Origin of the sequence: Rhodococcus sp. KB6 (assembly GCF_001445685.1) — a bacterium.
GTDB classification, from domain to species: Bacteria; Actinomycetota; Actinomycetes; order Mycobacteriales; family Mycobacteriaceae; genus Rhodococcus_F; species Rhodococcus_F qingshengii.
Genome location: NZ_LNAK01000043.1, coordinates 219196 through 244157 on the forward strand (window position 1 = coordinate 219196; position 24962 = coordinate 244157).

Consider the following 24962-nt stretch of genomic DNA (forward strand, 5'->3'; position numbering starts at 1 on the left):
TTCGCAACATTGCAGCATCGTCATTGCATAAATAGGCAATTGCGAGGGCCTATCCCGAGGTGAATGAGCTGCGTAGCGTGCAAATAGATACCGAAGAACGTGAGAAGAGGATCGATGAAGACGCATCTCGTATGCACCCACCGCTCTGCCGAAGAGTTCCCCAAGGAAGACCACCTCGCGTGGAAGATCGCGGAAGTTGCGACGGATCCCGTCGAGGTCACCGACGCCACGTCCGACATGATCGTCAACCGGATCATCGACAACGCGGCAGTTGCCGCAGCTTCCCTGGTGCGCCGTCCCGTGGTGAATGCGCGGGCGCAAGCACAGTCGCATCCGTATACGCCGGGCTCCACCGTGTTCGGTATCCCCGGTACGTTCTCTCCTGAATGGGCCGCCTGGGCCAACGGTGTCGCGGTTCGTGAACTCGATTTCCACGACACGTTCCTCGCCGCCGAGTACTCGCACCCCGGAGACAACATCCCGCCGATCCTCGCCGTCGCTCAGCACACCGGCCGTGACGGTCGAGACCTGATTCGTGGTCTGGCGACCGGCTACGAGATCCAGATCGACCTGGTTCGGGCTATCTGCCTGCACGAGCACAAGATCGACCACGTCGCACACCTCGGCCCCTCGGCTGCGGCAGGTATCGGAACTTTGCTGGGCCTGGGCACCGAGACGGTCTACCAGGCAATCGGCCAGGCACTGCACCTCACGACAGCGACACGTCAGTCCCGCAAGGGCGAGATCTCCAGTTGGAAGGCGTACGCGCCTGCGCTGGCAGGCAAGGTTGCCGTAGAGGCGGTCGACCGTGCGATGCGCGGTGAGGGCGCACCGTCACCGATCTGGGAAGGCGAAGACGGCGTCATCGCCTGGCTACTCGGTGGCCCGGACAAGGAGTACCACGTTCCGCTGCCCGGTTCGGGTGAGGCGAAGCGCGCCATCCTCGACTCGTACACCAAAGAACACTCCGCGGAGTACCAGAGCCAGGCGCCGATCGACCTCGCTCGCCGAATGCGTTCTCGTGTCGGTGATCTCGATCAGATCGCCTCGATCGTCCTGCATACCAGCCACCACACCCACGTCGTCATCGGCACCGGTTCCGGCGATCCGCAGAAGTTCGACCCGACCGCCTCGCGTGAAACCCTCGACCACTCGGTGATGTATATCTTTGCCGTTGCGCTACAGGACGGTACGTGGCACCACGAACGTTCCTACGCGTCCGAGCGTGCACAGCGCGCGGACACGATCGAGCTGTGGAACAAGATCTCCACGCGCGAAGATCCCGAATGGACACGCCGTTACCACTCGACGGATCCGGACGAGAAGGCTTTCGGTGCTCGCGCCGAGATCACCTTGAAGAGCGGCGAAGTCATCGTCGACGAGCTTGCGGTGGCCGATGCGCACCCGCTCGGCGCACGTCCGTTCGCTCGCGATCAGTACGTCGCGAAATTCCGCACCCTCGCCGAGGGCGTCATCGAGCCGAGCGAACAGGACCGCTTCCTCGACGCGGCTCAGCGCACCGCCGAATTGAAGGCAGGCGAACTCGATCAGCTGACCTTCACCGTTTCCGAAGACGTTCTCGCTCGGGCTCCCAAGGTCGCCAAGGGACTTTTCTGATGTCGGGCCTCATCGCAGCAGCGACGTCTGCAGCCGACAAGCGGATTGCCTTCCGGGCGGGGCTGACGTCCGGAAAGATTCAGCGCTTGCCAGGTGCCATCAATCCGCTGACAGCCAAGCTCATTGAGGAAATCGGATTCGAAGGTGTCTACGTTTCAGGTGGTGCGTACTCCGCCGGATTGGCGCTTCCCGACATCGGACTGACCACCTTGACCGAGGTCGTCGGCCACAGCAAGCAGATCGCGCGCGTCACGGACCTCCCGACGCTCGTCGACGCCGACACCGGATTCGGTGAACCCATGAGCGCGGCCCGCACGGTCACGATCTTCGAGGACGACGGCATAGCCGGTCTGCATCTCGAGGACCAGATCAACCCGAAGCGCTGCGGGCACCTCGACGGCAAAGCGATTGTGCCCACCGAAGACATGGTTCGCCGTGTTCGTGCTGCAGTGTCGGCGCGCCGTGATCCGAACTTCGTCATCTGCGCGCGCACCGATGCTGCCGGAATCGACGGTATCGACGCGGCGATCGAGCGAGCAAAGGCCTACGCGGATGCCGGTGCTGATTTGATCTTCACCGAAGCTCTTGCCACCGAAGCAGACTTCGAGAAGTTCCGCGCAGCAGTCGACACTCCGCTCCTCGCCAACATGACCGAGTTCGGGAAGTCGAACCTCATTTCGGCGAAGACATTGGAAGAGATCGGTTTCAACGCCGTCATCTACCCCGTGACCACCCTTCGGCTGGCGATGTTCGCTATCGAAAAGGGTCTGCGCGAGATTTTCGCGGAGGGCACGCAAGAAGGACTGCTCGGCGAAATGCAGCATCGCAGCAGGTTGTACGAGATTCTCGAGTACGAGCGCTACAACGAATTCGACAGTGGCATTTTCAATTTCAGCTTGGAGGGGAGTAGGACATGACCGAACAGATTCCGACGATCTACAAGGGCTTGGCCGGAGTTGTCGTCGATACGACGGCTATCTCCAAGGTAGTGCCCGAGACGAATTCGTTGACGTATCGCGGTTACGCAGTGCAGGACCTTGCCGCGAACTGCAGCTTCGAAGAAGTTGCGCACCTGCTCTGGTACGGCGAACTGCCGACTCCCGAGCAGCTCGAATTACTCTGCCTGCGTGAGCGTGCGGCCCGTCGTGCCGACCGCTCACTGCTCTCACTCCTGACCAAGATGCCGGACAACTGCCACCCCATGGATGTTGTCCGCACGGCGATCAGCTACCTCGGCGCCGAGGATCCGGCGGAGGACGACAACTCGGAGAAGGCCAATCTGGCCAAGGCGCTGCGGATGACGGCTGTGCTGCCGACCATCGTCGCAGCCGATTTCCGCCGCCGGCGCGGTCAGGATCCCATCGCGCCGCAGTCGGACCTGGGTTTCGCCGAAAACTTCTTGAACATGTGCTTCGGTGCTGTTCCGGAGTCGGCGATCGTGAAGGCCTTCGAGGTCTCGCTGATCCTGTACGCGGAGCACTCCTTCAACGCCTCGACGTTCGCCGCTCGTGTTGTGACGTCCACACTTTCGGACATCTACAGCGCAGTGACCGCTGCTATCGGCACGCTCAAGGGCCCGTTGCACGGCGGTGCAAACGAAGCTGTCATGCACGACATGCTCGAGATCGACGACCCCGACCGCGCCGAAGCCTGGATGTCGGAGAAGTTGGCTGCCAAGGAGAAGGTCATGGGCTTCGGGCACCGCGTCTACAAGAACGGTGATTCGCGTGTTCCGACCATGAAGCAGGCCCTCCTCGACGTCGCGGCAGCGACCGACGGCGAGAAGTGGGTGCAGATGTACGAGATCCTCGAGAAGACCATGGTCAGTGCCACCGGAATCAAGCCGAATCTCGATTTCCCCACGGGCCCTGCATATTTTCTCATGGGCTTCGACGTCGAGATGTTCACGCCGATCTTCGTGATGAGCCGCATCACCGGATGGACGGCGCACATCATCGAGCAGGGGCAGTCGAATGCACTGATCAGGCCGCTGAGCCAGTATTCGGGCGTGCCACAGCGCACAGTCGTGGCATGACACCCCTTTGATGCTGCGTCGGCGAGGTTCGGTTCTGGCATCACCGTCTCCTGGCCTCGTCGACGCTTCTCCGTTCGCACTATCTGCAACTTTGCATCGAGAATTCGCAAAGATATTCAAGTGCAATGTGTTTCGACTTTTCTCTACCGGAAATAACGTCAGTGTCATGACTGAAACGCACGAAGAAATCTTGATCATCCGTCGTGGCGAGACCCTCGACGTCGTGTTCAACCGGCCGGAAAAGCGCAACGCATTGACCCCGCAGATGTACGACGCCATTGCCGGAGCCTGCCGGCGCGCCGACTCCGACCGCGAGATTCGGTTAGTCACTCTCCGAGGTGCTGGGGGAGAGGCGTTCTCGGCGGGCTCCGACATTGGCCACTTTCAAACCTTCTCGAGCTTTCACGACGGGCTCGACTACGAAAGCCGGTTCGTCGGCGTACTGACCGAACTCGAGAAAGTGAGGGTTCCCACCCTCGCGGTCATCGACGGTGTGTGCGCGGGAGCAGGGCTGTTGCTGTCGGCAGCGTGCGATGTGCGGATCGCGACGCAGGGGTCACGCTTCTGCCTACCGATCGCGCGCACACTCGGAAACTCGTTGTCGATCCATTCCGTGGCTTTGCTGGCGGACAGGATCGGCAGTTCGCGTCTGATGTCGTTGATCGCTCGGGCCGGGGTGATGTCGAGTGACGAGGCTCTGCGGAGCGGCTTCCTCAGCGACTGTGCAACAGAGTCCGAGTTCGCGACCCTGACTGCCCAGGTATCTCGCGATCTACTTGCCGCCGCCCCGATGACCGTCTGGACTATTCGGGAGTCCCTGCGACGCATCAGAACCCGAGTGATTGCCGACAACGATGATCTGATGAGCATGATCTACAGCAGTGACGACTTCAAAGCCGGCGTCGACGGTTTCCTTCGCGGGGAACGACCGGTGTGGGCCGGCGTGTAGTTCGGCGGTAGAACCACAGGCTTGCGTTGGAGCGCGCTCTAACCCCTAGCGTTGCCGACCATGACAACAAAGACCTGGATCATCACTGGAGTTTCTCAGGGTTTCGGCCGTGAACTCGCACTGTCTGCACTTCGATCGGGGGACGCGGTAGTCGCTGCAGTTCGTCGTCCCGAGTCCGTTGCAGATATCGCGTCGGAGCATCCGGACCGGTTCTCGGCGGTGACGTTCGACGTCCGCGACACCGCGGCGGCACCCAGCGTCGTCGAATATGCGCTCGAGCGATTCGGTCGCATCGACGTGCTGGTCAACAATGCCGGTCGTGGGATGGTCGGCGCGGCGGAGATGGTGGACGATTCGACCTTGCGGGATCTCATGGAACTGCACCTGATCGGACCCGCCGCGTTGGTGCGCGCCGTCCTCCCGTCGATGCGAGTGCAGGGCAGCGGGACGATCGTGCAGATGAGCAGTCAAGGCGGCCGTATGTCGTTTCCCGGTGTCGGGGCGTACTCGGCGTCGAAGTTCGCTCTCGAGGGTTGGTCGGAGGCTCTCGCCGGTGAGGTCGCGCAGTTCGGCGTTCGGGTGATGATCGTCGAGCCCAGCCGATTCCGTACAGCATTCAACACGCCTGGCGTTCTGAGCTTCGCCGAATCATCATCGGAATACCGTGATTTGCTGGATCCCGTTCTGCGGGACATGGCGGCCGCAGACGGTGTTCAGGAGGGTGATCCGGAGAAAGCAGCAGAGATCATCACCTCGCTTGTGCACAGCGAGAATGTGCCACTTCGTCTGCCACTCGGAAAGGAAGCCGTGGAGCGTGTCTCCGCGTCGTATCGGAAGAATCTCGCCGAGGTATGCGTCTGGGCCGACCTGGCTCGCAGTGCAGACTTCGCGGATGCTGCCGGCCCTGTCCGCCCGTTCTAGGCTGAGAGTCATGGCTACGGAAGACTTGATGCGTAAGGCACTCGAGGCACTTGGGGAAGTGAACGGGCCCATGTCGATCGAGGTGATTCACCGACTCGTCGATGCAGGAGACGTTCAGGAGCCGATGTCGATCGCTGAAGTCGCGGACCTGCTGGATGCCTCGGCACATACGCTGCGCTACTACGAGAAGATCGGTCTGGTCGAGGTCGATCGTGACTCGAGCGGACATCGTGTGTACGGTCCGGAATCTGTTCGCAGGCTGGTGTTTCTGACCCGCATGCGCATCTCGGGTATGGCGATTCGCGACCTGCAGCACTACGTCGAACTGGTCGACGCCGGTGAAGGGACAATTCCGGAGAGGCTCGACATGCTGCTCGAGCACCGAGACACCGTTCGTCGGCAGATCAAGGAGCTCACGTTGTCTTTGGCTGCGACGGAGTACAAGATTGCGACGTACGGCGGGCGGACCGGAGAGCAGGAGTAACCCCGATTACTTGCCCGGCATTCGATTCAGCCCACTTTCCATGGATACTGCCAGTCGCTCGAGTGCGGCAAGGACCTTCCCCCGGTCCCGGCCGAGTTGGGTGAACAATTCACCGTGAGCGGCGAGTTCGCGAGGAAAGACGTCGTCGACGACAGCGTTTCCCTGGACCGTCATCGTGATCAGTGCAGATCGCCTGTCTTCGGGATTGCTTGTGCGGGAGACGAATCCTCGCTTCTCGAGTCGCGCGAGTGCCTTGCTGACCCCGGCCCGAGACATACCGAGGCGTTCGGCGAGACGAATCGCGGTGACCGGTTCCTCGGCGTATCGAAGTGGCACAAGCAGTTCCACTTCCGACACGGTGAGATCCGCGGTTTGGTATACCGGTTCGACTGCTAGTTCGAGAAGCGCCGTAATCCGTTTGAGTTGCGCGACTACTTCCATGGGCGAGGTGTCGAGGTCGGGATTGTTTTCGGCCCAGAGGTTGCAGGTACGGGAGCGGAGTGTTGGTTCGTTCACGATTCCTCAACTTTGTTAACCGGTAAACAAATTTGCTAGATTGCCAGAATAGCCCACCGTCTCGGGTGGGACGATCTGCGGACTGGGGGAGCACATGAGGTTCGACGTGGTGATTGTCGGTGGCGGTGCGGCGGGGTTGAGTGCCGCGCTTGTTCTGGCTCGTGCTCGGCGGCGAGTGATGATCGTCGATGCAGGTAACCCGCGCAATGGTGTCTCCGAGCACCTGCACGGGTACCTGACGCGGGATGGTGAGAGTCCTACGCAATTACTTGCGGCCGGCCGCAAGGAGGTTCTCGAGTACGGCAGCGAAATGACGACTGGCACCGCAATCCGAATCGAGCGCACGGACGACGGTGGGTTTCTTGTGCAAACCGACGCGACTGCGTCGCTGGAGGCACGGACTGTTCTGGTTGCTACTGGGTTACGTGACGAGCTGCCGAACATCGCTGGGCTGCAAGATCGCTGGGGCGTCGACGTTCTGCATTGTCCCTACTGTCACGGGTACGAGGTTCGAGATTCCCCGATCGGTGTGCTCGGTGGTGGCAATAGGCCGTTCACCATTCATCAGGCGTCGTTGGTGCGTCAATGGTCGGAGGATGTCGTCTTCTTTCCCAACCGTATCGAGCTGACGGGAGCCGAACGGGAGCGGCTGATTGCCAGGGGGATTCGCATTGTCGAAGGCGATGTGGCTGGCGTGTCGGTTGGCGATGGTAGATTGGACGGCGTCGAACTGGCCTCCGGTCAGGTAATTCCGCGAAGCGTAGTGTTTGTCGGCCCACGGTTTGTTCCGCGAGGCGATCTGTTGACTGACCTGGGGTGTGAAGCCGACGAAAATGGTTGGGTGGTAACTGATCCTGCAGGCAGCACAAGTGTGCCTGGAGCCTGGGCCGCGGGGAATGTGTCGGATTCTCCGGCGCAGTTGATCACCGCCGCCGCTGCCGGATCAAAGGCTGCGATTGCACTGAATCACTATCTGCTCGAGCAGGATATCGTGCGAGCGGTTGCGATCGCAGCCGAACTTCAGCCGAGTGAAACCGGAAGCAACCCTCGCGGGGTCTCTTGAGCGATCTGGTTCAGCGCAGACTCCAACGTCGGAAATTGATACTGGAAGCCGCTGTCCGCGAGCACCCCTGGTGAAACCCAGCGACTCTTCGTTACCAGTTCAGCCTCGGTGCGGATGATTCGTGCGCCGAACTCGAGCATCCAGCCCGGCGTCGGAAACCCATATTGTCGGCCAAGTTTCGCTCGTACCATCCGCATCATGTCGGTGTTGGTTACCGGATACGGGGATGCGATATTGACCGGGCCTGAGATCTCCGGATTCTCGTAGACGTGGATGATCGCGCGAATGACGTCGGCGATGTAAATCCAGCTGAACATCTGTCGGCCGTCGCCCATTCGTCCGCCGAAGCCCATTCGGGCGAGGTTGACGAACGGATTGATCGCCCCACCGCCGGCTCCGAGGACGATCGACATCCGAAGTGCCACTTTGCGAACAGGCGTTGGGGCTGAGAACAATTCGTGTTCCCACGCTCGCGCGACCGCTACGGAGAATCCCTTTCCCAGCTCTCCGTTCTTCTCGTCCATCGGTCGATCTCGTGCGTCTCGGTAGATCGTGCCGGTACTGGCATTCGCCCAGAGTGAGGGTGGCTGCGGCGTGCGGGTCAGCGCACGACCCAACAGTGCAGTCGTTTCCACTCGGGAGGAGAAGATGTCGTCGGCATTGCGCTTGTTGTAGCGGCAGCTCACGGAGCGGCCGGCGAGGTTGACGAGCAGATCCGTGCCGCTGAGTACATCGGCGACGCCGTGCTCGTCGGACCACGTGGCATCGCTCGTTCCTCCCCGGCCGATCGTCCGAACGTCGACCCCGTTGGATTCGAGCGTTCGAAGAAGGTGTTGGCCTACGTAACCCGACGCACCACAGACAACAACGGTCTTCATGGTTTTGTGTTCCCCTCTGCAGAAACGACTTTTGTCATCAGGGCGGCGACATCGCCGACCAGACCTCGTGCCACTGGCAGCCGGGCGAGGGTGAGCGCTTTCGCGATGATCGGTACCAGGCCGTCGACGAGGGATCGGGTACGAGTTTGCCCCGGAGACGCGTCGGTGACCCAGTGTAGCGTCACGCCCAGATAGCTGAGCCACAAGAGCGTGGGGAGCTGGGTCTCCAATGACGCCGGCGTCTTCTGCTTCGACGCCGCCAGTGCTTCACGCATCAGATCGACGGCCATCGATCTCGCATCGGTCGACTCGGCCGAGAACGGGCTGGACTGTGATGTGGTGGGCAGGGCAACGTGCAGAAACGTGCTGCCGAAGCCGTGATAGGGCCCCATGACATCGAGTCCGGTGTGCAGAACAATCCTGAGATTTTCTGTCAGTGACCCACCTTCGCGAAGGAGTGGAAGCGCCCGCGCGCGGTGATCGCGTTGGATGACGAGATACAGCTCGTGAACCAGTTCGTCTTTACTGGCGAAGTAGTAGTAGGCGTTCCCGAGCGAGACCTCTGCCTCATTTGCGATCTTGCGCATGGTCGTCGCTGCGAAGCCTTCGTCGCGGAAGAGCCGCAATGCTGTTTCCACCAGCTTTTCCCTGGTCTCGATCCCGCGAGTACTCATCGACACTCCTTCTTTGAACATGTTCAAGTGCAGCGTACGCCCTGGAGTTGAACACGTTCAAGAGTGGATCTGTTGCGTGAAATATAATAAGCGCGCATACTAAATGTATGAATGAATGTGCTTTCGGTTCGCCAGGTGGTCGGCGATGAACGCATGGTTGGGAGTTGTGTCCGCCGAACATGTGCGTCGCGCAGTGGATCTCGGTATCGCACAGATCGGGCACGGAAAGAGAGCCGGATTGGCACGGATGAAAGCAGGTGACGTGCTGGTCTACTATTCGCCGGTCGAGTCCATTGGTGATCGAGATCCGTTGCGCGAGTTCACAGCTCTCGGTGTGATCGAAGAGGGTGAGATCTGGCAGGCGGACGAGGGGTGCTTCAAGCCGTTTCGGCGTCGAGTGCGATACGAGCAGTTCACACCCGTTCCACTCGGCGATGTGCGGAGTCGATTGGCGCTGACCTCGGCACCGAATTGGGGGTATCAACTCCGGCGTGGCTTGATTCCGTTGGATGACAACGACGTCGAGGTTCTGCGTTCGACGACGAGCTGACACACTGGCGCTGTGGCGAAGAAACTGGAAACCGACTTCGAGGACGCGGACGAGAGTCCCGGTCTGATGTTGTGGCGTGTCACCAATGCTTGGCAAGCCTCGATTCGCGCGGCGCTGCGACCTTTCGACCTGACCCACGTGCAGTTCGTTCTGCTCGCAGCACTGACCTGGCTGGATGCAGAGACGCCGATAACTCAACGCGGTCTTGCCGAGTACGCGCGCACCGACGCGATGATGACGTCACAGGTGATTCGGACCCTCGAATCCAAGGGGTTTGTCGAACGACGTCCACATCCGACCGATGCTCGTGCTCGCTCGCTTGCCGTCACGCCGGTGGGTGCGGCCTTGGCCGGCAGGGCGAACCGCGCGGTGGAATCTTCGGACCGGGAATTCTTCGCCGCTCTGGGGGATCGTCAGGCGGCCTTCGTCGCGATGCTCGGCGCGCTTGATCGACGGTAACAACCCTCAGTTTCGAGGAGGTTGCTCTGTAGTTCTCTGCAGCAGTGCGTATTTGGCTTCCAGTCCGTCCAGTAGGGATTCCAGCGCGAGTTCGAAACTGGCACCGTCGATTTCCGCAGCACGCTCACGCAACAGATGTGCTCGCGTGAGGTGCGGGTAACGCTCGGCGTAGATCGCAGGATCGTCCACGAATCCGCCGGAGAACGTCGCCGTCGCAGCACCCATGACCACGTACTTGACGGAAGCGCCGATCAGTGTTGCCGTGCGCTGTGGCCATCCGGCGCGCACCAGTCCGCCATGGATGGCGTTCGCGCGATCGAGGGCGATGGGCCTGACGCTCGGACCGTAGGCCAAGTAGGGAACGATATTGGGATGCTTGCCCAGGGCGGCGTGGTAGGACCGCGCCCACGTGCGTAGCGCGCCGCGCCAATCGTCGGAGTCGAAGCCGCTCACGTCGACGGACTCCATGATGACGTTCGCGACGTCGTCGAGTAACTCGTCCTTGTTGGCGTAATGGCTGTACAGCGACGGTGCCTGTACGCCGAGAACAGTGGCGAGTTTGCGCATCGAGAAGTCGGTCAAACCGTGCTCGTCCACCAGTTTCAGGGCGGTGTCCCTGATGATCGGCTTACTCAGTAGTGGAACCCGCGGTCGCGCCATCGCCCAGAACCCTTTCGTCTGAAAGTACTGGACAACCTTACACTGTGAGTTTATTATCCAATTAACCTAACAGTGTTCGGGAACGTGGAGGATCAGATGACACGGGTGTTCGAGAACAAGTCCGATCTCCTGGGGGCGGTCGGTGAAACGCTGGGCTCGAGCGAGTGGGTCGAGGTCACCCGCGAGATGGTCCATCAATTTGCCGACGCGACCGGTGACCATCAGTGGATTCACGTCGACGACGAAAGGGCAAAGCGTGAATCACCTTTCGGTGGTCCGATTGCCCACGGGTATCTGACTCTCTCGCTCCTGCCGCTTCTGTCGAAGTCCGTGTATCGCATCGACGGCGCGAAAATGGTCGTCAACTACGGGTCCGACAAGGTTCGATTCCCGAGTCCGGTGCCAGTCGGGGCCAAGGTTCGAAATACCGCAGTGCTCTCCGCAATCGAAGAATTGCCGAACGGTTCACTACAGAGTCAGATCACCAACACCGTCGAGATCGAAGGCGTGGACAAGCCCGCCGTTGTTGCGCAGACCGTCGCACGAATCTTGTTCTGAAACCCTGCCAGAAGAAAGCAGACTCCATATGAATCTCGAATTGACCGGTGAGGAAGTTGCGTTCCGCGAGGAGATGCGAAAGTTCTTCACCACCGAATTCTCGCCCGAACTTCGAGCACGTGCAGCCGGATTCGGAAAGCTGACTCGTGAGGACATCGTTGCGGGTCAACAGATTCTGAACGCACACGGGTTGGCGGTTCCACACTGGCCGGTCGAATGGGGTGGCAAGGACTGGACTCCGGTTCAGCGCCACATCTATTCCGAGGAAATGCAGTTGGCGTCGGTACCCAACCCGTTGCCGTTCAACGTGAGCATGGTTGGGCCCGTTATCGCTGCCTTCGGTTCGCAGGAGCAGAAGGAGAAATTTCTCCCCGCTACGGCCAACGCCGATATCTGGTGGTGCCAGGGTTTTTCGGAACCAGAAGCCGGTTCGGATCTCGCTTCACTCAAGACGGCCGCTGTCCGTGACGGCGCGGATTACATCGTCAACGGTCAGAAGACGTGGACTACTCTCGCTCAGCACGCCGAGTGGATCTTCTGTCTGGTTCGCACAGATGCCAGTGCCCAGAAGCGGCAGGCCGGAATTTCGTTCTTGCTCATCGATCTGGCAACTCCCGGCATCACGGTTCGCCCCATCAAACTGATCGACGGCAGCGTCGAGGTCAACGAGGTGTTCTTCGACAACGTCCGCGTACCTGCGGAGAATCTTGTCGGCGAGGAGAACAAGGGCTGGGACTACGCCAAGTTCCTGCTCGGCAACGAACGCACGGGGGTCACACGGGTTGGGTTCTCCAAAACCCTTGTCGCCACGGCAAAAGAGAAGGCGCGGGAGGTCCACGTCGGAAAAGGCACACTCCTCGAGGATCCGTTGTTCGCGGCTCGGTTGGCTGAGTTGGAAAACGAACTGCTTGCACTGGATCTGACTCAACTGCGAGTTGTGGCGAGTTCGGCAGACGGAAAGCCGAATCCGGCATCGTCGCTGCTCAAGCTCCGTGGCTCCGAATTGCAGCAGGCGGCAACGGAATTGCTGATGGATGTTGCGGGTCCGGACTCGTTGCCGGTGAACACGGCCGAGATCGACTCGCCGGAGTGGGCGCAGCAGGCGGCGCCGCGCTACCTGAACTACCGGAAGGTTTCCATCTACAGCGGATCAAGTGAGGTGCAGCGCTCCATCATTGCCTCCTCGATCCTCGGATTGTGAGCATCTGACATGAATTTCGAACTCGACGACGAGCAGACGATGCTTCGCGACACGACGCGTGAATTGCTCAACCGCAGCTACGACGCGGAGAAGCGCAACGCCACCTCGGCTACTGACGAGGGATGGAATGCCGCGGTGTGGAAGCAGTTCGCGGAGCTCGGGCTGCTCGGCCTGCCGTTCGCGGAGGCTGACGGCGGAATGGGCGCTGGACCGGTCGAGACCATGGTCGTGATGACCGAACTGGGCCGTGCGCTTGCACCCGAGCCGTACTTGGGTGGTGTTCTGATCCCCGGCGGTTTGATCGCGGCTGTCGGTTCGGCAGATCAGCGGGCGCGGCTCCTGCCGGCGCTCAGCGACGGGACCACTCTGTCGGCCTTCGCGCATACGGAACCCGGCACGCGCTGGCCGGTCGCCACCGTCACGACCACGGCGTCGCAGTCGGGATCGGGGTGGACTATCACCGGCGTCAAGAACCCGGTCCTGCAGGGCGACAGCGCGCACGTCGTGATCGTCAGCGCCGCACTTCCAGACGGGGGCACCGGGCTCTTTCTGGTAGATGCGGAAAGCGCGGGTGTCTCATGGAGCAAATACGCAACTCACGACGGCCGTCGCGGTGCGCAGTTCACGTTCACCGATGCCGCGGCCGAACAACTTGGTGAGGGCGGCGATGTCACGGAGGCGATCGTCGAAGCAGAGGTTCGGGCGCAGGCAGCTCTGTGCGCCGAGGCGATCGGAATCATGACCGAGGCTCTGCGACTGACGACGGAATACCTGAAGCAGCGCAAGCAGTTCGGTGTTCCACTCGCGAAGTTCCAGACGCTGACTCATCGTGCGGCCGACATGTACGTGGCGCTCGAACTGGCGAGCAGCATGAGTCTGTACGCCACCATGGCCATCGCCGACGGAGTGATCGATCCGACCATCGCGTCGCGAGCGAAGCTGTCTGTCGGTCGCGCCGCGCATCAGATCGGTCAGGAAGCAATTCAGATGCACGGTGGTATCGGTATGACAGCCGAGTATCCGGTCGGGCACTACGTCTCACGGCTGGTGGCCATCGAACACACTTTGGGCGCATCGGACGATCACCTCAGGGTGCTGGCCGCCGGCGTCTCGAACTATTCGATGGTGAACGTCACCGAGTAGATCGGTGGTGACGATAACGGGAGGTCACGCGCAGGTCGCGTGGCCTCCCTTGTCTGTGCGGGGGCCGACCCGCGGTATTCGCGGTCAAGTAAAATTCCTGTGATCAGTCCGAGAAGAGAAAGGGATCGAAGTGACCGCGCATACCGAGCAGCTCGAGTTCCAAGCAGAAACACGTCAGCTGCTGGATCTGATGGTTCATTCAATCTATACGAACAAGGACAGCTTCCTTCGTGAGTTGATCTCCAACGCTTCGGACGCGCTGGACAAGCTCCGCCTCGAGTCGTACCAGGACAAAGACCTCAACGTCGACGTCTCCGATCTGCACATCGAGATCGACATCGACAAAGCGGCGCGCACCCTCACGATCCGCGACAACGGCATCGGCATGTCGCGTGACGAGGTCGTCGACCTGATCGGCACGCTCGCCAAGTCCGGCACCGCCGAGGTACGTCGTAAGCTCAAGGAAGCCAAGGATGCAGCGGCATCGGAAGAACTGATCGGTCAGTTCGGCATCGGTTTCTACTCCACGTTCATGGTCGCGGACAAGGTCACGCTGCTGACCCGCCGTGCCGGTGAAGATCACGCGACGCGCTGGGAGTCGACCGGCGAAGGCACGTACACGCTCGAGCATGTGAACGAGGCGCCGCAGGGTAGCTCCGTGACCTTGCACCTGATGCCCGAGGATTCCGAGAACGGCCTGCACGACTACACGTCGGAATGGAAGATCAAGGAACTGGTCAAGAAGTACTCCGACTTCATCGCGTGGCCCATCCGCATGGATGTCGCTCGTACGTCGACGCCGGCCGAGGGCGAGGAGCCCGAGGTCACCATCGAGACCGAGACGATCAACTCGATGAAGGCGCTGTGGACTCGCTCCAAGGACGAGGTGTCCGAGGACGAGTACAAGGAGTTCTACAAGCACGTCAGCCACGCCTGGGACGAGCCTCTCGAGGTCATCCCGATGAAGGCCGAAGGTACTTTCGAATACCAAGCGCTGCTGTTCATTCCGTCGACGGCGCCGTTCGATCTGTTCATGCGTGAGCGCAAGGCCGGCATCCACCTCTACGTCAAGCGCGTCTTCATCATGGACGACTGCGAAGAGTTGGTGCCCGATTACCTGCGCTTCGTCAAGGGCGTGGTCGACGCACAAGACCTCTCGCTCAACGTCTCTCGTGAAATTCTGCAGCAGGACCGGCAGATCGCTGCCATCCGTCGTCGTCTGACCAAGAAGGTCCTCTCGACCATCAAGGACATGAAGGCGAACGAGCCGGAGAAGTACTCGACTTTCTGGACCGAGTTCGGACGCGCGCTCAAGGAAGGCCTGATGGCCGATGCCGACAACCGCAAGACGCTGCTCGACATCTCGTCCTTCGCCTCGACCAACAGTGAAGAGGGCGTGACCACTCTCGCCGAGTACGTGGAGCGCATGAAGGACGGTCAGGAACAGATCTACTTCATGACCGGCGAATCTCGTCACCTCATCGAAAGCTCGCCGCACATGGAGGCTTTCAAGGCCAAGGGCCTCGAGGTTCTGGTACTTACCGATCCCGTGGACGAGATGTGGGTCGACGCAGTCTCGGACTTCGACGGCAAGACCTTCCAGTCGATCGCCAAGGGCGAGGTCGACCTCGACACCGAGGACGAGAAGAAGGCGGCCGAGGCCGAGCGCGAAGAGAAGGAAAAGGAATTCGGCGCGCTGCTGACGTGGCTGACCGAAACCCTGTCCGACGACATCAAGGAAACGCGTCTCTCGACGCGCCTGACCACGTCGGCTGCCTGCATCGTCGGCGACGCGTTCAGCATGTCTCCGACGCTCGAGAAGATGTACAAGGCTTCGGGTCAGCCTGTTCCACACAGCAAGCGCATTCTCGAGCTCAACCCGGAGCATCCGCTTGTCTCGGGTCTGCGGGAGGCGCAGGCCGCCAATGACAATGCAGAGAACCTGACGGAGACGGCTCAGTTGCTCTACGGCATGGCGTTGCTTGCCGAGGGCGGTGAACTGAGCGATCCGGCGCACTTCACGCGCCTGCTGGCCGATCGTTTGGCTCGCACAGTCTGATCTCGTCTAGCTCGCTCGAACTCCCGGCACTCACCTTCATCGGTGGGTGCCGGGAGTTTTTTCTTGATCGTTTTCTAATGAGGACCGTTTCTGTCCGCAATAACTTCTAACGTAGTTCTCACAGGGCACGAACCCACGAGCGAAGGAAAACATCATGAACGCACCGATCACCACCGTCACCGGCGAGCGCGCGGATCTCCTCCAGAGCCTGCGTCGGCATCGTGAATTCCTTCTCTTCACCGTCAAGGACCTCACCGACGAGCAGGCCGCTTCGAGGCCGACCGTGAGTGAACTGTGCCTCGGCGGATTGATCAAGCATGTGGGTCAGGCGGAAAAGGGATGGGTCGACTTCATTCTGGAAGGGCCGGCCGGACTTGGTGGGGACTTCGACCCGACCCAGTGGTCGGAAGAGATGCAACAGGAACGGGCGAACGAATTCGCCATGGTCGAGGGTGAAACCTTGGCAGGCATCGTTTCCGAGTACGAGGGGATCGCGGCCAGGACCGACGAGTTGGTGGCCTCGCTGGACAGCCTCGACATCTCGCATCCACTGCCGTCGGCGCCGTGGTTCGAAGCGGGAGCTCGCTGGTCAGCGCGGCGCGCATTGCTGCACATCATCGCCGAGACGGCCCAGCATGCGGGCCACGCGGACATGCTTCGCGAAGCCATCGACGGTTCCAAGACGATGGGTTGATGGATGGATTGATCCACCGGGATGTTTACACATCACACAAATATGTAACACTAGTGTCTATGAGCACCGAAAAGTCTGCCTTGCAACCGCCGATGCAGTGGGACGCCTGGGGCGATCCGGCCAAGAAGCGTGAACTGTCGGACGCAGTCACATCATTGTTGACCGGATTTCTCGGTGTCTCCGCACCGACTCGATCGCGTCTCGCCATCGAAGACGTCCAGGTGGCTCCGTCCGCTATGGCCCAGTCGCATGTCGAAGCGTTGGCTGGGCTGGTCGGGGCCGAGTACGTCAGTACCAAGGATTCGGATCGAATCCTTCGGGCCGGTGGCAAGAGCACCCCGGATCTGCTGCGCCGTCGTAGCGTCGAGCCGCAGGACGCACCGGACGCAGTCGTCACTCCAGGGACAGACGCAGAGGTCGAGCAGGTTCTCCGATACTGCTCTGCCAACCGGATCGCAGTGGTCCCGTTCGGTGGTGGCACCAGCGTCGTCGGCGGGCTCGATCCCATTCGTGACGGGTTCGACGCAGTTCTTTCTCTCGATCTGCGCAGGTTCGATCAGCTTGTCGGGTTGGACGAGGAATCGGGCATTGCGACGTTCGGCGGCGGAACTACCGGCCCACGGGCCGAGGAGCTTCTGCGTGAGCACGGTTTCTCGGTCGGGCACTTCCCGCAGAGCTTCCTGTTCGCCACTCTGGGCGGGTTTGCCGCCACCCGGTCTTCGGGGCAGGCGTCGGCTGGATACGGGCGCTTCGAGGACATGGTTCAGGGCCTCACCGTTGTCACCCCGAGTGGAGTGATCGAGACCGGGCGTGCGCCGGCATCCGCTGCAGGCCCCGATCTGGGTGAGCTCTTTGTCGGCTCCGAGGGCACCTTCGGCGTCATCACGCACGTGCGTGTGCGGGTTCACCGTCTGCCCGAGACCACCGTGCGCGAAGGGTGGAGCTTCCCCGACTTCGCCACCGGCGCAGCTGCATTGCGTGAGCTTGTCCAGGAAGGATCGGCTCCGACCGTGCTGCGGTTGTCCGACGAGGCCGAGAGTGGCGTGAATCTGGCGACCACCGACAAGATCGGCGAGAACGCCTTCACCGGTGGTTGCCTCGGCATCACCACCTACGAGGGCACCGCTTCGCACACCGCTGAACGGATGGCGGAGGCCCGCGCAATTCTCACCGCTCACGGCGGCACGTCGCTCGGTGAGGAGCCCGGAAACAGCTGGGAACACGGGCGATTCGATGCGCCGTATCTGCGTGACGCTCTGCTCGACGTCGGCGCACTGTGCGAAACCCTCGAGACGGCAACCACCTGGGGTAACCTCGCGAACCTGCGCTCCTCGGTCACCGAGGCGCTGACCAAGGCTCTCATCGAGCAGGGGACTCAGCCGCTCGTGATGTGCCACATTTCGCACACCTACAAGACCGGTGCTTCGCTGTACTTCACCGTCGTCAGCGCGCAGACCGAGGATCCGATCGCTCAGTGGCACAAGGCGAAAACTGCCGCTGGCGATGCGATCATCGCCGCCGGTGGCACGATCACCCATCACCACGCTGTCGGCGCCGATCACCGCCCATGGATGAAGGACGAGATCGGTGAATTGGGCGCGAACATCCTTCGCGCAGTGAAGAATGCAGTGGACCCTGCCGGCATCCTCAATCCTGGAAAGCTGATTCCGTGACCGAAACCCGCAGTCAGATCGAGAAGGTTACCGTCCTGATCAATCCGATGGCGGGACATGGTCACGCGCCTGCGGCAGGACGCAAAGGTGTTGCGCGACTGCGCGCTCGGGGAGTTGCCGTCACCGAGATCATCGGAACCGACGCCGACGACGCCAAGAAATTGGCCCGTCGTGCGATCGAGGAGGGTACCGACGCGCTGGTGGTGGTCGGCGGTGACGGTGCCATCAGCATCGGATTGCAGGCTGCCGCGTTGACCGATACTCCTATCGGGCTCATCCCGGCGGGCACCGGTAACGATCACGCCCGTGAGTTCGGCATTCCCACAGGCGATCCCGAGGCAGCCGCCGATGTGATCGCCGACGGCGTCGTGCAGCAGTCCGACCTGGCGAAGATCACGCTGGCCGACGGTTCCGTCGTCTGGTCGGGAACGATCATCGCGAGCGGATTCGATTCGCTGGTCAGTGAACGGGCCAATCGGATGTCGTGGCCCAAGGGGCCGATGCGCTACAACCTGGCGATGCTCGCCGAGTTGGCGAAGATGAAGCCGTTGCCGTACCGGATCGAACTCGACGACGAGGTCATCACGGTGGACGCGACGCTGGTCGCTGTTGGCAACGGGCGCTCGTACGGTGGCGGCATGCTCATCACGCCAGGAGCGTCGAAGTCGGACGGGTTGCTGGATCTGACCGTCGTCGGGCACGGTTCGAGGTTGCGTCTGGTGCGCCTGTTTCCGCGGGTGTACAAGGGAACTCACGTCTCGCTCGACGCGGTGCAGACGTACCGATCCAAGAAGGTCCGGTTGGTCTCCGAGGGCATCATCGCTTACGCGGACGGTGATCGGGTGGGACCGTTGCCCATCACGATCGAGGCAGTTCCCACGGCGCTCAACATCTTGACGCACACTCGGATCTGAGTCGGTTCTGCCGGGCACTAGGTAGCGGTGGTGTCAGACTTCTCGGATGAACGAATCGACGAAGTCGGCGCACCGCCGCACTGCGTGGACGTCGGAGAAATGGCAGCTAGCCACCGACATCCCGTTGACCGCTGCGGCCTGCCTTTTCTTGGTGGCGTACGCGTACCAAGTGCTGGCGCAACCGACGGGCCTTCCACATCGTCTGACCGAATGGACGATGTGGGCTGCGTGGGTCGTTTTTGCCGTCGACTACGCAGTTCGCCTGTGGTTGGCACCTGCCCGCGGTCGCTGGTTCGTCAGGCATCTCTTGGACTTGGCGATGGTGGTGTTGCCCATGCTGCGTCCGCTGCGCCTACTTCGGTTGGTCACACTGCTTGCGATAGTTCACCGCTCGAGCGGGCAAAGCTTGCGTGGACGGGTGGTTATTTACGCCACTGGTGCCACGGCCTTGCTGATCGGTGTCGCGGCGCTGGCCATGCTCGATGCCGAGCGTCACGCGCAGGGCGCTGCCATCACGTCGTACGGAACGGCATTGTGGTGGGCGATGGAGACGGTCACGACCGTCGGTTACGGAGACATGGCGCCCGTTACCACGACCGGGCGCATGATCGCCGGAGCATTGATGATCGGCGGAATTGCGTTGCTGGGCATCGTGACTGCCACACTCGCTTCCTGGTTGGTCGAGCGCGTGGCGGAACAGGACGAGGCATCCCAGGCCGCGACGCGTAAGCAGGTGGCGGACCTGTCCGAGGAAGTCCGAGCCTTGGCCACCCGCACGCACCGAGTCGATCTCGCGTCCGTTGATACCGATTCGCTGCGTCGCGAACTGGCGTCGAGGGGAGTCGTGGCGCAGCATGCACCTTCGGACAATTGACCCGCAGTACAGCAAACAATAGAACGATGGTCTGATAATCTTGCGTGATGGTGGCGACCCATGGATTCCAGCGCGCGCGCAGGCCGGAGCAGATCGAAGCGCGTCGGTGCGCGATTCTCGATGCGGCCCGCGCGATGCTCGGGTCCAGGCCCGTCGCCGATATCAGCCTGCGTGAGCTCAGTGAGAGCGTCGGACTGGCGAAGTCGAACGTGCTTCGCTACTTCGACAGTCGCGAAGCCATCTTTCTCGAAGTGCTCGACGAGAACTGGGTTGCGTGGTTGGACGGGTTGTCCGAGTCGTTGACCCCGACCGGTGACGACTCGCCGTTCGCCACTGAAATCCATGTGGCATCGACGGTTGCGGAATCGCTTGTCGCACAGCGTTTACTGTGTGAGTTGATGAGCGTAATGGCAGGTGTCCTCGAAAGAAACATCTCCGTCGACTTCGCCCGTGACTTCAAGAAGCGGGCAACGGTCAACTCGGGAAGGTTTGCGTCGCTGATTCATTCGCAATTGCCTCACCTCTCGGAGGGCGACGCGGCTCAATTCGCCAAGGTAACCCTGGTGATTGTTGCAGGCTTGTGGCCGACTGCCGAGCCTGCCGAATCCATGGTCGTCGTACTGAACGAGATGCAGGCGCCCCCTGCTGCCGACATGTTCGCAACCGGCCTACGTGAAGGTCTGATCAATCAGCTCGTCGGGCTGTCGGCGCGAGCGGCAACCCGAACGAGCTGAGCCCGTTCAGGCGCTGTGCAGCGTCAGGACGGTGATCTCGCTCGGTGCGAACACGCGGAATGGTGGACCCCAGAACCCGGTTCCGCGGCTTGTGTACAACTGCGTGCGGTCGCCGTGACGGGTGAGCCCGTGCACCGAAGGTTGATCGAGTTTGACCAGAAAGTTGAAGGGCCAGATCTGTCCGCCGTGGGTATGACCGGCGAGCTGCAGATCCACTCCCGCGGAAGCGGACTGAGTTACCTGCTTCGGTTGATGGGCGAGCATCAGGATCGGCAAATCGGGGTCGGTGCCGGCAAGGGCCATATCGAAGTTCGCGCCGTGACCGTCGAGCTTCGATCCCAGAGCGGTGGCGTCGTCGACTCCGGCGATGACCAGGTTGTCGCCGCCCTTGGTGACGACGAGGTGCCGGTTGTGCAGGGCATCCCAGCCGATCGAGGTCATGTAGTCGAGCCACTCCTGAGCCTCGTGGAAGTACTCGTGATTCCCGGTGACGTAGACACGAGCGAGTCTGGCTTCCACCGACGCGAGTGGGGTGGCTTGGCCGAGGCGCTGCTCCACTGTTCCGTCGGCAATGTCACCGACGTGGGCCACGATGTCGGCGTCGAGTTCGTTGACTGCCGCGATCACGCGCTCGGACCACTTCTCGCGATTGATCGGCCCGAAGTGAGTGTCGGTGATCGCGACTACCCGAAGTTTGTCCATCCCCGCACCAAGGCGGGGGATGGTGACGTCGACCTGCTTGATCCGTGGCAGTCTCATGGCTTCCCGGTAGCCCCAGATCAGCAGAACGGCCGAGATGATCAGTGCGGCAACGGCGACAATTCTCGATCGAAGCGGGTCATCCACGCCGCCGACGAGCAGTCCGAGCCTCAGAACTTCGCCGAGCAGGGTCCACACGAACACGACCCAGATGATTCCGAGGAGGGCGTCGCCGATCAGGCGAACTGGATCGCGGTCGGTGTGTCCGTGGCTGAGCACCAAACTGGCAGGCAGGGCGATCAAGAGGGTGGCAAACAGAACGGTGCCGAAAACTGCCACCGCCGTCGGCCAGTCCGGCCGGATGAACAAGCTCCACCACGGGTACACGAACAACAGGGCCAAGATCGACGCGACAATCGCGGATATGGCAACGATCCGCAACGGTCTGCGGCGCGGAACTCGAGCGACGTCGGTCGCCTGGGGTGTAGTCACCCGGTCCAGAGTAAAGGTCCACTGGTCTATTAACAAGGGGACGGTGGTCCGCTATCGGAATGTCGGTGTTCTCGGATAGGTTTCCGAACGTTGAAACTCGGCCAGTGATCAGGTGGGTGGCGCATGGAGAAGTACGACGTCAAGAAGGCATACAAGGATCTCTATTCCCCCGGGCGCCGCGATTTTGCCCTCGTGACCGTCCCGCGCTTCGGCTACTTCGCCGTCGACGGTCACGGTGATCCCAACACTGCCACCGAGTACTCCGAGGCGCTCGAAGCGCTGTATTCGGTGTCCTACGCGACCAAATTCGCGAGCAAGAAGGAACTGGATCGCGACTTCGTCGTGGGCCCGCTGGAAGGGTTGTGGCGGGCAGATGACCCCGAGGTGTTCGTGACGCGGGACAAGTCGTCGTGGGATTGGACGATGATGATCTCGCAACCGGAGTGGATCACGGAGACCGAACTGTCTGCGTCGATTGACGCAGTCCGGGCCAAGGCAGTGCGGGCCAAGAAGGAGATTGCCGCTCTCGACAAGGTCAGGTTTCTCGAGTTGGAGGAAGGTCTGTCCGTCCAGATTCTTCACGTCGGCTCGTACGACGACGAAGCTCCTACCCTGGACCGGCTGCACAACACGTTCATCCCGTCGAACGGCCTGAGCTTCAACGGCGATCATCACGAGATCTATCTCAGCGACGCTCGCCGTACACCGCCCGAGAAACTGAAGACGGTTCTGCGTCAGCCTGTTTCGAGGTAGCAATCAGGGCTCGAGGCCGCGCAACTTCTCGAGGTCGCGTCGCTCGCGTTTGGTCGGTCTGCCGGCGCCACGATCACGTCGCGGAATGGACGCGATCAGTTCGGGCGGTGGTGGGGGCGGCGAATTGTCCTGCAGGCAATCGGCGGCCAGCACCGCGCTGACTCGTTTCGTGATCGGCTTGACCACGACGACAATGCGTTCGATGCCGGATACACGCACCCGCACCTCGTCGCCGGCTTTCACCTGCTGAGCCGCCTTTGCCGACGTTCCATTGACCCGAACGTGTCCCGATCGGCAGGCCGTCGCCGCCTGCGAGCGTGTCTTGAACAGCCGAACCGCCCACGTCCAGCTGTCCACGCGGACACTGATCGCGTCGGAGGGGAGTTGGGCTGGCACGCACTCCAGCCTACCGACGAGTGCTCACAGACCCTGCGCGCGGATGCCCGAGTAGGCGCGCGGCGCATACCGCAGTCGTAGCGGCAGCAGATGCCAGAACCGATCTGTCAATGTCAGGAAGCGGGCGAACCAGAAGTACATCCGTTCGTCGCGCGGCGTCCATTCCCATTCAAGGGTCTTGCGTGCCTTCTCCGGCATCAGTGCCTTGCCGATCCAGTTCGCCACGGCCATCGTGGGGCGAGAGCTAAGACGCCACAGCCACGTCGGAACCTTCGGAGCCGGTGCGATGTCGTGCTCGGCGATGCGCGTCGACCATTTTGTGGTGTGGGTGTTGATCAGGTGGTTGTCGAGCATGTCTTCCCAATACGTGCGGAAGCTGGCGTAGTCGTCGAAAGCCGGTCGATCGGTGAGTCCGTAACAGCGCCACCAAGTTACGGCCTCACGGACAAGTTGGTCCTTCTGCTCCGCCGTGAACTTCTTGTACGCGAATCGCTCGTTGAAATCGAGTATCACCTCGAAGAACGTGACGTGTGTCCACCAGAAAGTGTCAGGAGCGAGGGCGTGGTAGCGCCCGCCGGTTTCGTCGATTCCTTTGAGATCGGTGTGGAAGTTGCGAACGAGCGTGCCTGTGCCCTCTTCGGTCCGGTCGTACACGACGCCGTAGATGGGCGGCAGTGAGCGGAACAGGCGGTCGAGCGGGTTGTCGAAAAAATTCGAATGGTCCTGCAGCGCTCCACTTACCGCGGGATGCATGTTCTGCAGCGTGCCTGCGCGTCCGAGATACAGCAGACCGCGAACGTCGCCGAAGTGTGTCCACGTCAGGGAACCGGGGCCGATCGGATCTGCTCGCAGGGCCCGGGGCGCTGGCAGTTCCCGGGGCTTCGGCCGACGAGTACCTGTGTCCGCATCGCTGCTCATCTGGTTGACCCTCCGCCTGCGTTCATGTGACAACGGTTGTTGTCAAATGATGACTTTTGCTGCGCCGCGCGAATTTGTCAATGGATTCGGCTAGATCTGCCCGAAAACAACTCCGGCCCCTCACCTGCAACAGGTGAGGGGCCGGAAGAGTGAAGCGGTCGGACTCAGGCGTATTCGTAGAAGCCGCGACCGGTCTTCTTGCCGAGGCGACCGGCGTCGACCATGCGGCGAAGCAGCGCCGGCGGAGCGTAGTGCGGTTCTGCGAATTCCGCGTACAGCGACTCCGCTGCTGCGAGAGCGATGTCGAGACCGACGGTGTCGAGCAGCGTCAGCGGGCCCATCGGGTAGCCGCAGCCGCCCTTCATGGCCTCGTCGATGTCTTCTGCTGTGGCGTAGCCGGATTCGAGCATCCGGACAGCCTGGCACAGGTACGGGATGAGCAGAGCGTTGACGATGAAGCCCGAACGGTCGCCCGCGCGAACCGTCTTCTTGCGCAAGGTGTTCTTGGCGTAGTCGGTGACGGCGAGAACGGTCTCTTCGGACGTCGTCAGGCTGACCACGATCTCCACGAGCGGCATGACCGGCACGGGGTTGAAGAAGTGAACGCCGACAACCTGGCCGGGGCGCGAGGTGGCCTTGGCGATCTTGATGACGGGGATCGACGACGTGTTGGTCGCCAGAATGCCTGCAGGCTTGACGATCTTGTCGAGCTTGCCGAAGATCTCGTACTTGAGAGCTTCGATCTCGGGAGCAGCTTCGATCACCAGATCGCGATCGGCGAACTCTTCCATGTCCAAGGTGACGCGGACGCGTGCGATCGCGGCGTCGGCGTCTTCCTGGGTGATCTTGCCCTTGGCGACGCCGCGGTTGATCGACTTGGCGATCCGTTCGCGAGCAGCGGCGGCAAATTCTTCTTTGGTTTCGAGCACCAGTACCGAGCTACCGGCTTTTGCACAAACTTCGGCAATGCCGGCACCCATGGTGCCGCCGCCGATTACGCCTACGAGTTCCACGATTCTCCTCAAAAATTAGGGGCAAGCCCCTGTGC

At 61.4% G+C, this 24962-nt stretch carries 27 protein-coding genes; 19 read left to right on the plus strand and 8 right to left on the minus strand.

All coding sequences use genetic code 11. From position 1 onward, the window contains the following. The first annotated feature begins 114 nt into the window (after window positions 1–114). The 6 genes from prpD to ASU23_RS08110 all read left to right on the plus strand — a co-directional run bounded on the left by prpD (window position 115) and on the right by ASU23_RS08110 (window position 6006). Window positions 115–1617 carry a 2-methylcitrate dehydratase PrpD gene (gene prpD / locus ASU23_RS08085; protein ID WP_058037688.1) on the plus strand — a complete coding sequence of 501 codons (1503 nt, stop codon included), beginning with the start codon at window positions 115–117 and terminating at the stop codon, window positions 1615–1617. Beyond that, window positions 1617–2534, plus strand: a complete 918-nt coding sequence (gene prpB / locus ASU23_RS08090; RefSeq protein WP_054825247.1) for a methylisocitrate lyase — start codon at window positions 1617–1619, stop codon at window positions 2532–2534. The genes prpD and prpB overlap by 1 nt, the downstream gene beginning before the upstream one ends. Beyond that, window positions 2531–3652 (plus strand): bifunctional 2-methylcitrate synthase/citrate synthase, encoded by a 1122-nt coding sequence (locus tag ASU23_RS08095; protein WP_047269777.1) that lies wholly within the window; start codon window positions 2531–2533, stop codon window positions 3650–3652. Before prpB ends, ASU23_RS08095 begins: the two co-directional genes overlap by 4 nt. Before the next feature lie 166 nt (window positions 3653–3818). Beyond that, window positions 3819–4601, plus strand: coding sequence for an enoyl-CoA hydratase (locus ASU23_RS08100; RefSeq protein WP_054186493.1), 783 nt, complete (start codon window positions 3819–3821; stop codon window positions 4599–4601). Between the two features lie 60 nt (window positions 4602–4661). Then, the gene (locus tag ASU23_RS08105) at window positions 4662–5522 is read left to right on the plus strand and encodes an SDR family NAD(P)-dependent oxidoreductase (protein WP_058037689.1); all 861 of its coding nucleotides are present in this window, start codon (window positions 4662–4664) and stop codon (window positions 5520–5522) included. Window positions 5523–5532: 10 nt separating this feature from the next. Beyond that, window positions 5533–6006, plus strand: coding sequence for a MerR family transcriptional regulator (locus tag ASU23_RS08110; protein ID WP_058037690.1), 474 nt, complete (start codon window positions 5533–5535; stop codon window positions 6004–6006). Between the two features lie 6 nt (window positions 6007–6012). Here the strand turns inward: ASU23_RS08110 and ASU23_RS08115 are convergent, their stop codons facing one another. Further along, window positions 6013–6522 (minus strand): MarR family winged helix-turn-helix transcriptional regulator, encoded by a 510-nt coding sequence (locus tag ASU23_RS08115; RefSeq protein ID WP_058037691.1) that lies wholly within the window; start codon window positions 6520–6522, stop codon window positions 6013–6015. Window positions 6523–6616: 94 nt separating this feature from the next. Between ASU23_RS08115 and ASU23_RS08120 the strand changes: the two genes are divergently transcribed. Beyond that, window positions 6617–7585 carry an NAD(P)/FAD-dependent oxidoreductase gene (locus tag ASU23_RS08120; protein WP_037125744.1) on the plus strand — a complete coding sequence of 323 codons (969 nt, stop codon included), beginning with the start codon at window positions 6617–6619 and terminating at the stop codon, window positions 7583–7585. On the opposite strand, the gene ASU23_RS08125 is transcribed toward ASU23_RS08120, so the two are convergent. Beyond that, on the minus strand, window positions 7543–8463 hold the full coding sequence (locus tag ASU23_RS08125) for a TIGR01777 family oxidoreductase (RefSeq protein WP_058037692.1): 921 nt from the start codon (window positions 8461–8463) through the stop codon (window positions 7543–7545). The two genes, ASU23_RS08120 and ASU23_RS08125, sit on opposite strands and share 43 nt — an antisense overlap. After that, window positions 8460–9137 carry a TetR/AcrR family transcriptional regulator gene (locus tag ASU23_RS08130; RefSeq protein WP_042453557.1) on the minus strand — a complete coding sequence of 226 codons (678 nt, stop codon included), beginning with the start codon at window positions 9135–9137 and terminating at the stop codon, window positions 8460–8462. The genes ASU23_RS08125 and ASU23_RS08130 overlap by 4 nt, the downstream gene beginning before the upstream one ends. A gap of 145 nt (window positions 9138–9282) precedes the next feature. Between ASU23_RS08130 and ASU23_RS08135 the strand changes: the two genes are divergently transcribed. Next, entirely contained in the window at window positions 9283–9687 is a 405-nt protein-coding gene (locus ASU23_RS08135) for an EVE domain-containing protein (protein ID WP_050656414.1), read from the plus strand. A gap of 12 nt (window positions 9688–9699) precedes the next feature. Then, complete coding sequence (locus tag ASU23_RS08140) at window positions 9700–10146, plus strand: MarR family winged helix-turn-helix transcriptional regulator (protein WP_003940281.1); 447 nt, start codon at window positions 9700–9702, stop codon at window positions 10144–10146. Between the two features lie 6 nt (window positions 10147–10152). Here the strand turns inward: ASU23_RS08140 and ASU23_RS08145 are convergent, their stop codons facing one another. Next, on the minus strand, window positions 10153–10806 hold the full coding sequence (locus ASU23_RS08145) for a TetR/AcrR family transcriptional regulator (RefSeq protein WP_007731342.1): 654 nt from the start codon (window positions 10804–10806) through the stop codon (window positions 10153–10155). Between the two features lie 96 nt (window positions 10807–10902). Here ASU23_RS08145 and ASU23_RS08150 point away from each other — a divergent pair, with 96 nt between their 5' ends. From ASU23_RS08150 to ASU23_RS08190, 9 genes are all read left to right on the plus strand, one after another. Then, a complete protein-coding gene (locus ASU23_RS08150; RefSeq protein WP_003939959.1) occupies window positions 10903–11364 on the plus strand; it encodes a MaoC family dehydratase in 462 nt (153 codons plus the stop codon). A 28-nt stretch (window positions 11365–11392) separates the two neighbouring features. Continuing rightward, complete coding sequence (locus ASU23_RS08155; protein WP_058037693.1) at window positions 11393–12565, plus strand: acyl-CoA dehydrogenase family protein; 1173 nt, start codon at window positions 11393–11395, stop codon at window positions 12563–12565. Window positions 12566–12574: 9 nt separating this feature from the next. Then, window positions 12575–13708 carry an acyl-CoA dehydrogenase family protein gene (locus ASU23_RS08160; RefSeq protein WP_058037694.1) on the plus strand — a complete coding sequence of 378 codons (1134 nt, stop codon included), beginning with the start codon at window positions 12575–12577 and terminating at the stop codon, window positions 13706–13708. Window positions 13709–13838: 130 nt separating this feature from the next. Beyond that, a complete protein-coding gene (htpG, locus tag ASU23_RS08165) occupies window positions 13839–15767 on the plus strand; it encodes a molecular chaperone HtpG (RefSeq protein ID WP_054781209.1) in 1929 nt (642 codons plus the stop codon). Window positions 15768–15921: 154 nt separating this feature from the next. Further along, on the plus strand, window positions 15922–16461 hold the full coding sequence (locus ASU23_RS08170) for a DinB family protein (RefSeq protein ID WP_030535159.1): 540 nt from the start codon (window positions 15922–15924) through the stop codon (window positions 16459–16461). A gap of 92 nt (window positions 16462–16553) precedes the next feature. Beyond that, window positions 16554–18134: an FAD-binding oxidoreductase gene (locus ASU23_RS08175; RefSeq protein WP_058037695.1), complete on the plus strand. Its 1581-nt coding sequence runs from the start codon at window positions 16554–16556 to the stop codon at window positions 18132–18134. Next, window positions 18131–19048 carry a diacylglycerol kinase gene (locus ASU23_RS08180; protein ID WP_007731349.1) on the plus strand — a complete coding sequence of 306 codons (918 nt, stop codon included), beginning with the start codon at window positions 18131–18133 and terminating at the stop codon, window positions 19046–19048. The genes ASU23_RS08175 and ASU23_RS08180 overlap by 4 nt, the downstream gene beginning before the upstream one ends. A gap of 46 nt (window positions 19049–19094) precedes the next feature. Continuing rightward, window positions 19095–19922, plus strand: coding sequence for a potassium channel family protein (locus tag ASU23_RS08185; RefSeq protein WP_007731350.1), 828 nt, complete (start codon window positions 19095–19097; stop codon window positions 19920–19922). A gap of 47 nt (window positions 19923–19969) precedes the next feature. Further along, window positions 19970–20656 carry a TetR/AcrR family transcriptional regulator gene (locus tag ASU23_RS08190; RefSeq protein ID WP_007731351.1) on the plus strand — a complete coding sequence of 229 codons (687 nt, stop codon included), beginning with the start codon at window positions 19970–19972 and terminating at the stop codon, window positions 20654–20656. 6 nt (window positions 20657–20662) lie between these two features. Here ASU23_RS08190 and ASU23_RS08195 read toward each other — a convergent pair whose 3' ends face one another. Beyond that, window positions 20663–21847, minus strand: coding sequence for a metallophosphoesterase (locus ASU23_RS08195; RefSeq protein ID WP_007731352.1), 1185 nt, complete (start codon window positions 21845–21847; stop codon window positions 20663–20665). A 123-nt stretch (window positions 21848–21970) separates the two neighbouring features. Here ASU23_RS08195 and ASU23_RS08200 point away from each other — a divergent pair, with 123 nt between their 5' ends. Further along, complete coding sequence (locus tag ASU23_RS08200; protein WP_007731353.1) at window positions 21971–22600, plus strand: GyrI-like domain-containing protein; 630 nt, start codon at window positions 21971–21973, stop codon at window positions 22598–22600. 3 nt (window positions 22601–22603) lie between these two features. Here ASU23_RS08200 and ASU23_RS08205 read toward each other — a convergent pair whose 3' ends face one another. The 3 genes from ASU23_RS08205 to ASU23_RS08215 form a co-directional block, all read right to left on the minus strand. Further along, entirely contained in the window at window positions 22604–22996 is a 393-nt protein-coding gene (locus ASU23_RS08205) for an RNA-binding S4 domain-containing protein (RefSeq protein ID WP_029256216.1), read from the minus strand. A 24-nt stretch (window positions 22997–23020) separates the two neighbouring features. Further along, entirely contained in the window at window positions 23021–23914 is an 894-nt protein-coding gene (locus ASU23_RS08210; RefSeq protein ID WP_058037696.1) for an oxygenase MpaB family protein, read from the minus strand. Window positions 23915–24078: 164 nt separating this feature from the next. Beyond that, window positions 24079–24927: a 3-hydroxybutyryl-CoA dehydrogenase gene (locus tag ASU23_RS08215; protein ID WP_020909078.1), complete on the minus strand. Its 849-nt coding sequence runs from the start codon at window positions 24925–24927 to the stop codon at window positions 24079–24081. Window positions 24928–24962 lie beyond the last annotated feature (35 nt).

What these genes read in the sequence shown, in the direction of transcription:
- ASU23_RS08200 (WP_007731353.1), top strand. Translation starts at nt 21,971, where the DNA reads ATGGAGAAGTACGACGTCAAGAAGGCATACAAGGATCTCTATTCCCCC.
- ASU23_RS08210 (WP_058037696.1), bottom strand. Translation starts at nt 23,914, where the DNA reads ATGAGCAGCGATGCGGACACAGGTACTCGTCGGCCGAAGCCCCGGGAA.
- ASU23_RS08175 (WP_058037695.1), top strand. Translation starts at nt 16,554, where the DNA reads ATGCAGTGGGACGCCTGGGGCGATCCGGCCAAGAAGCGTGAACTGTCG.
- prpD (WP_058037688.1), top strand. Translation starts at nt 115, where the DNA reads ATGAAGACGCATCTCGTATGCACCCACCGCTCTGCCGAAGAGTTCCCC.
- ASU23_RS08125 (WP_058037692.1), bottom strand. Translation starts at nt 8,463, where the DNA reads ATGAAGACCGTTGTTGTCTGTGGTGCGTCGGGTTACGTAGGCCAACAC.
- ASU23_RS08145 (WP_007731342.1), bottom strand. Translation starts at nt 10,806, where the DNA reads ATGGCGCGACCGCGGGTTCCACTACTGAGTAAGCCGATCATCAGGGAC.
- ASU23_RS08155 (WP_058037693.1), top strand. Translation starts at nt 11,393, where the DNA reads ATGAATCTCGAATTGACCGGTGAGGAAGTTGCGTTCCGCGAGGAGATG.
- ASU23_RS08190 (WP_007731351.1), top strand. Translation starts at nt 19,970, where the DNA reads ATGGTGGCGACCCATGGATTCCAGCGCGCGCGCAGGCCGGAGCAGATC.
- ASU23_RS08185 (WP_007731350.1), top strand. Translation starts at nt 19,095, where the DNA reads ATGAACGAATCGACGAAGTCGGCGCACCGCCGCACTGCGTGGACGTCG.
- ASU23_RS08095 (WP_047269777.1), top strand. Translation starts at nt 2,531, where the DNA reads ATGACCGAACAGATTCCGACGATCTACAAGGGCTTGGCCGGAGTTGTC.
- ASU23_RS08130 (WP_042453557.1), bottom strand. Translation starts at nt 9,137, where the DNA reads ATGAGTACTCGCGGGATCGAGACCAGGGAAAAGCTGGTGGAAACAGCA.
- ASU23_RS08170 (WP_030535159.1), top strand. Translation starts at nt 15,922, where the DNA reads ATGAACGCACCGATCACCACCGTCACCGGCGAGCGCGCGGATCTCCTC.
- ASU23_RS08100 (WP_054186493.1), top strand. Translation starts at nt 3,819, where the DNA reads ATGACTGAAACGCACGAAGAAATCTTGATCATCCGTCGTGGCGAGACC.
- ASU23_RS08135 (WP_050656414.1), top strand. Translation starts at nt 9,283, where the DNA reads ATGAACGCATGGTTGGGAGTTGTGTCCGCCGAACATGTGCGTCGCGCA.
- ASU23_RS08150 (WP_003939959.1), top strand. Translation starts at nt 10,903, where the DNA reads ATGACACGGGTGTTCGAGAACAAGTCCGATCTCCTGGGGGCGGTCGGT.
- ASU23_RS08120 (WP_037125744.1), top strand. Translation starts at nt 6,617, where the DNA reads ATGAGGTTCGACGTGGTGATTGTCGGTGGCGGTGCGGCGGGGTTGAGT.
- ASU23_RS08105 (WP_058037689.1), top strand. Translation starts at nt 4,662, where the DNA reads ATGACAACAAAGACCTGGATCATCACTGGAGTTTCTCAGGGTTTCGGC.
- ASU23_RS08160 (WP_058037694.1), top strand. Translation starts at nt 12,575, where the DNA reads ATGAATTTCGAACTCGACGACGAGCAGACGATGCTTCGCGACACGACG.
- prpB (WP_054825247.1), top strand. Translation starts at nt 1,617, where the DNA reads ATGTCGGGCCTCATCGCAGCAGCGACGTCTGCAGCCGACAAGCGGATT.
- ASU23_RS08110 (WP_058037690.1), top strand. Translation starts at nt 5,533, where the DNA reads ATGGCTACGGAAGACTTGATGCGTAAGGCACTCGAGGCACTTGGGGAA.